This is a genomic window from Martelella sp., from assembly GCF_984369615.1.
In genome coordinates, this window is record NZ_CFHTCS010000256.1 from 1 (window position 1) to 6,376 (window position 6,376).

The following is a 6,376-nucleotide window of genomic DNA, read 5'->3' on the forward strand; positions in this document are numbered from 1 at the left end:
TCTTCTGCAGTTTTAAAAGTCTGAATCTCATCGGTCGCCGCGTTGCCGGTCATCAGTTCGTAGCCGGCCTTCTTCTCCGCACGGCACGAGAGCTGGTGCCAAAGCTCCATCCAGCGGCCATAAATCTTATCGATACGCTGACCGCCGATCTCGACCTCCGCGCCACCGGAACTGTCGACCTGAACATCCTGCGCATCGCCCTGGAAGATCGCCGTCGCGCCCGCAGTCCAGGGGCTCAGGTTCTCGCCATTCTGATCCGACCAGTTGGTGCCTGAATCGGCTGTCCAGGTCCCCACTCCGCCGAAATCGGCGGCGCTGTCCTGAACCGGGTGCCAATAGGCGGTTACGCCTTCCTCGGCCGTCAGGTAGACGCCATGATTGAAGTCGACGATCTTGAAATTCCCCGAAGAGGGAACAAGCTTTGTCGGATCGCTGCCAGCGGGCTTCGACGTGTAGGAAATCAGGAGGTATTCGCCCTTCTGGATGTCCTCTGCCACTCCGGTGGTGGAATGTACGTCGACAATGCCGCTTACCACATCAAGCGATCCGGTAATAAACAGCGGTATAGTGGTGTTGGGCGCGTTGGGGTTGAGGGTAACATCGAGGGTCGAGCCGGCCTGCAAGGTCAAGCTGTCGCCAACCGTAAAGGGCCCGGTCTGAACCGTACCTTTCAGCGTGCCGCCCTGTTGCACCGTCACAGCGCCGGCCAACGCGCCGGTACCGGTCAGCGTGCCGCCATCCATAACGGTTGTGTTGCCCGAAAACCTGACACTCGAGCTGTCGACCTCGGCCGTTCCTGCGATGATGTTGAAAGCGCCCGGCGTTGCCGAACTTCCCCCGGCACTGGAGATCACATTTGCCATTGTGAAGGTGACCGTGCCCACGGCATCCACGGCAAGAACAGCGCCGTTGGCGATGCTGATCTGCCCGGCAACGGCGCCATTGTCACCGAAGATGAGCGTGCCTTCCTGGATCGCCGTCCCGCCGTCATAGGTGTTCCGGGCGGTAAATTTCAGATCGCCCGCGCCTGTCTTGATCAGGCCCGCAGTCCCGCCCAGCGGCACCGCGAGGGTCGCCGAACCGGCAGCCTGATCCACGTTGACGGTCACGGCGGCGCCGACGAGCTCCAACGTGTCCTGAGGCGTCGCTCCGGTCAGGACATAGGGCCCTGCCTGGAAATTGAGCCCCGCAACCTGGATCTGTCCATCCGTGCGGCTGTCGATCGTGACATTGCCGCCTCTTCCTTTGAAAATCGCCGTTACGCCGCTGTTGTCCCAGCCGCCGAAATTCACGGCCGACGCATTGTCCGGAACATTGGTCCAGTCGGTCCCGCCGCTTGCCGTCCAGTTGCCGTCTCCGCCGTAGCTGGCCCCCGACCCGCTCATGGTCGGGTTCCAATAGTCGCCGAGGCTGGCCGTGCCGGAGGTCACGTGCAGAAAGACGCCCTGCATGTTGTTGTCGTTGACATAAGTGATCTCGTAGGTCGACTTGCTGCCCGGCGCAAGCGTCAGGATGTTATGAGGGCCGCCATAGGGCGTGAGTGGATCTATCAGGAGGTAGTAGCCCTGCCCGAGCGTTTGGCCGCCGACGGTGTTCACGTCCACCTCGACCGTACCGCTTGAGGGCAGTGAAAGAGAGGCGGAGGCAAAAAGCGGTGTGTTTGCGCCTGCCGCCCTGGGGTCGAGATAGACGCGGAGTATCGAATCCGTATCCATGGCAAGAGGGCTCGCAATTCTGAGCGAGTATGGGTTCTGGCTGCTCAGATTCTGCTCGTTTTCAAGCACGCCTTGACCCATGACGGTCACCTGACCGACAATGTTCCCTGCACCGGCGAGCGTGCCGCCGGATTGCACCGTGACAGGACCGCCCAAAACCGTCGGCTCACCGAAGACCCCGCCCCCATACTCAAGGACAAGCACGCCGCCCGAAATCGTAATGGTCTCGGTAAACTGTGACGCGCTGACATCCTTGAACACCGTTGTGCCCGAGATGTGAGTGATAGCGCCCTGGGTGCCAACCAGTCTGAAGTTGTCCATATAGAGTGGCGTAACCCGCTCGGCTACGTGGTTGAAGACCATGGCCGACTGGGTGGAATTGAAGGAGATGCTGCCTTGTCCGGTGCCAACGATGATCTCGCCCGTCATAGCGGCGACATCCGTCGCGGCGGCGCCGAAATTGAGGACCGCGACTTCGCTGGCACTGAGGGGCTGGAGGGCGGCGAGCGATATGCTCTCATCAATCTTCAGCCGCCCCCCCATCGTCAGCGTGACTGCGCCATCCGGCTGGCCGCTACCGCCCTTGCCCTCGCCGATCAAAAGCGTCTCGCCGGCAAGCTCGCCGGTTACGGCAAGCGTGGCGCCGCCGAAGACGGAGAGGTCGCCGCCGAACGAGCCGCCCTCACCGGAGAAGGTGAGGCTGCCGGCGCCGGAAACGTTGAAATCGCCCGCACCGACAAGCGCATTATTCATCGCCGTCGTCCCCGTAACTTCGACCAGAAGCGCCGTGGTATCGGCGGTTGTCACGTTGATCAGGCCCTGAAGCGAACCGTTCAGCCCCTTGGAACTATCGCCGAGCTGGAGCGTGCCCCCGTTGATTACCGTATCGCCCGAGTAAGTGTTGTCGGCCGTCAGGATCAGCCTACCCTTACCGTTCTTAATCATGCCGTCCGTACCCTTCAGAACGACGCCGATCGAGGCCCATCCGTCATTCGCAGCGGTCGCATCCTCGACGTTGATGGAAGGAGCGGTCGGATTCTGGCCGGGATTCTGGTTGGGCGTGAGCAGCGTCACCGCGTCGGTCGTGGCCGAGGTCGTGTAGGTCAGTTCATAGCCCGATGTGTTGAACAGCATACCGGTTACGACAATAGGCTCGGACTGGCCGTTCGGGACCGTGTTGATTTTGACCGTGCCGCTCGCGCCCTCGAAGATCGCCCTGTTGGGCGATTTCCAGTCGAAGGATTTCTGGAAGGTCGAGTCCAGCCAGTTTGTCTGAGCATAGCTGACGAACCAGTCTCCGTCGCCGCCCACGATCTGCCCGGTCGGCTGCAAGGTGGTCCCGTTCCAGTAAAGGTCCGTGTAGGTCGGCACGTCATAGACTTCCAGCACAACGCTCTTTTGGCCCGGATAGGTGATCTGGAACCGCCCCGTCTGCGTGCCGCCGAACAGAACCGTGACGTTCTGCGGGGCGAACGTGCTGTTTTTGAGATCGTCGGTGGTAAAGAGGGTGTAGAAGCCGTAGTCGCCGGTGACGCTGATCTCGAGCGCGCCGCCTGCCGTCATATCCTTGGCGACGGCGACGAGATCGTTCTCGGGACCGCCCAGCGCCGGATTGTTCTCGGTGCCGGCCTTGCCGAGCTCGAAGACGCTGACCGCGGTGTTGTCGAGATAAAGACCGCCGAGAATGGTCAGCGTGCCGTAATTGGCTGCGGGCGAGGCGTTGACGGAGAGGTCTCCCGGCGAGAGCGTTGCCGATTTCGGCGTGCCGGCGGCCTCGCCGATCGTGACCATATTGCTCTGGCTGCCCAGATGGCCGAAGCCTGAAAGGACGCCGCCGGTGACGTTGAAATTGCCGGCAAGCGCGCTCTTCACATTGAAGGTGCCGCCGCTGATATCGACGTCGCCTGTATAGGCCGAGCCATCGCCCGAAAACGAGGTGAAGCCCTCCAGCACGCTGATCGTCTGTGCGTCGCCTTCTGAGTCGACATTCAGTGTCAGACCGAAATCGTAACCGTCGGCCTGCGTGGCGGAGTGATTGAAGACAAGGGTGGAAGTGCCGCCGCCGAAGACGAGTTGCTGGGCGACCAGACTGCCGGGAGCAGCCAAGGGCGGCTGCGTTCCGGCGGGGCTGCCGATGTTCAGCGTGCCCATGCCCTGCTGGCCGGACGAGAGCCCGCCGATGCGGATTTCCTCCGCCGCATTCAAGACCGCACTGTCCTGCACGGAAACGCTGACGGCGGTCGCGCTCGTGTTCGAACCGTTGCCAATCAGGATCGATCCCGCCTTGGCTTCCACAAGGCCCTGGTTCTTTGCGACAAGGGCGACCTGCGTCTTGTCGGCATAGCCCATCCGGATATCGCCGCCCGCAGCGCTCAATGTACCCGTGATGCTGGCATTCACGATCGCCCCTTCGACATTGCCGAAATCGACATCGTCATCGCCTGAGGCGATCAAATGGCCATCGATGGTCACAGTGGATCCCTGAGAGTTGATCAGCGTGTCATTGCGGTCGCCGATATCGATCTCTCCGGTAATTGTCATCGATGTTTGCAGATTGAGACCTGCGGGAGCCGAATCGCCCGGAGCCAGCGGGTCGGTTCCTCCGACGACAAGGCTTGCGCCGTTCAGCACCGCGCCACCGCCTGCAACTTGCAGCGTCCCTCTGAGAACTTGGATGTCTCCCTCGAAACCGCTGCTGTCAGATCGGAAATCGACCGGGCTGTTAAAAGGGACACCAATGCTGACCTGATAAATGCCAACACCTGTCATGGTTACATTGTCACTGTAGGAGGATAGAACGTAGATACGAAGGGTCCCCTCGCTTCCGATATCCACATCTTGCTGAAGGCTGGCCTGAAACTTGTCGTCGCCGATTTGCAGGATTCCCTCTTCAATCACCCAGTTTCCGCCGAATTTGTAGGGAGCGACCGCCAGCAGGCCCGGGCCGACCTTGTGAATCTCGCCCGTCCCCTCGAAGGCGAGGTTGTTGGTGACATACAAGCCCTGGGCAACGCTCATGCTGATCGTGCCGTTGACGGTGAACACATCGTCATTGCCGCCGACAATATCATAATTCACCGTGTTGAACTGCATGCCGCCGAGCGCGATCGGCTCATACTGGCCTGGACTGGTCTGGGTATTGACCGTGACCGTGCCCGGGGCCGTCCCCTCGAAGATCGCCGTGCGACCGTCGGTCCAGGGATGTCTTGTGGTGGCGTCCTGGCCGGTCCAGCTTTGATCGCCGTTGAAAGACTCGGGCAGCCATGTGCCCGAACCGCCGACGATGGTGCCATCGCCGGGATTGGGGTTGCCGCCGTCCCAGTAGAGCCCCGGGCCGCTGGGCGTGTTGAGGATTGTCAGGAAGATCGTATCCGTCGTGGTCGTCCGGCAACTCGGGTCGATCGGGCAGATGCGATACTGATCCCGCTGCAGAACCTCGGTCGTATCGAATTTCACGCTCAGACTGGTGCCGAAATTCCCCGTGTAGCTCCCGTTATACTGGAACAGCGTGTAGTCGCCATATTGATCGCTATAGATGGTGACATCAAAACCGCTGCCGCCGAGATCGAGAATGTTGTTGACGACGACGAGGTCGTTGCTGGCAGGCGCGTTTGGCGCATTGACGAGGCTGAACCCGAACACGCTGGTGGCATTGGCCGTCAGCGTCAGATTGCCATTGATCGTCAGGATACCGTAACTGTTCGCGCCGAGCGATGCATCGCCGGGCGAAAGCCGCCCCGCCGTATTGCTGTTGCCGATTGTAACCGGGCCGCCGATCGTGGCATTGTCGCCGGCAAGCGTACCGCCGAAGACATTGACCGTCCCGCCGAGATCCTGCCTGAGGTTGAAGATGCCGCTCTGCACGGTCGTCGTGCCGCCATAGCCGCTGTCGTTGACATCAAAGTCAACGCGGCCGGGCCCGGTGATGTTGAACGGGCCGGTCAGGCCGTCGATGTTGTTGCTGAACGACACGCCCGTTCCGGACTGCGCATAGACAGCCAGCGTGCCGCCGCCGGAAATGGCGCCGGAGACCGTGCCGTTGCCGAGCAGGCCGCCGAGCTGCAACGTACCCTGGCTGATCGTGGTCCCGCCCTGGTAGCTGTTGGTCGCCGAAAGGATCAGCGTGCCCGATCCGGTCTTGGCGAAGCCCGTGGGCGTGCCCTGAAGCGGTACGGCGACGGTCGCGGTTCCGCCGTTCACATTGATCGAAACGGGTGCACCCCGAACGCTGGCAAGCGTCAGGATTCCCGATCCGTTCTGGCGCAGGACATAGCCGTCGCGCAGGAAGTTCATGCCGGCGACATTGAGGTTTCCGTCGACCGTCACCGTGCCGGATTGTGACCCGGAGAAAATGGCAAAAGCGGTGCTGTTGTTCACCCAGGCGGTTTCCGACGAAATGGCGCCGGAGGCATTCGCCCAGTTCCTGTTGGAGCTGTTCCAGACGCCGGAACCGCCGATCAGGGTGTTCACGTTCGTGCCCGCGCCGTCCCAATACTGGCTGATCGTGCCATCGGCCCCCGGTACAATGAGCCTGACCTGATTGGAAGTCAGATAGTCGATACTGGAGCCGCTGGGCACATTGCTGGCAGAGGAGAATTGGCCGCTGACGCCGTTCGTGTAGTTGTAGAGCACATAAACGCCGGACCCCGAAAGCGCGCCGG

1 protein-coding gene is annotated in these 6,376 nt (G+C 61.4%); it reads right to left on the bottom strand.

What is annotated here, in order from left to right:
- Positions 1-6,376, bottom strand: a 6,376-nt coding sequence (locus tag AC5DC2_RS17365; protein WP_491699382.1) for an autotransporter-associated beta strand repeat-containing protein, incomplete at both ends; no start/stop codon positions are given.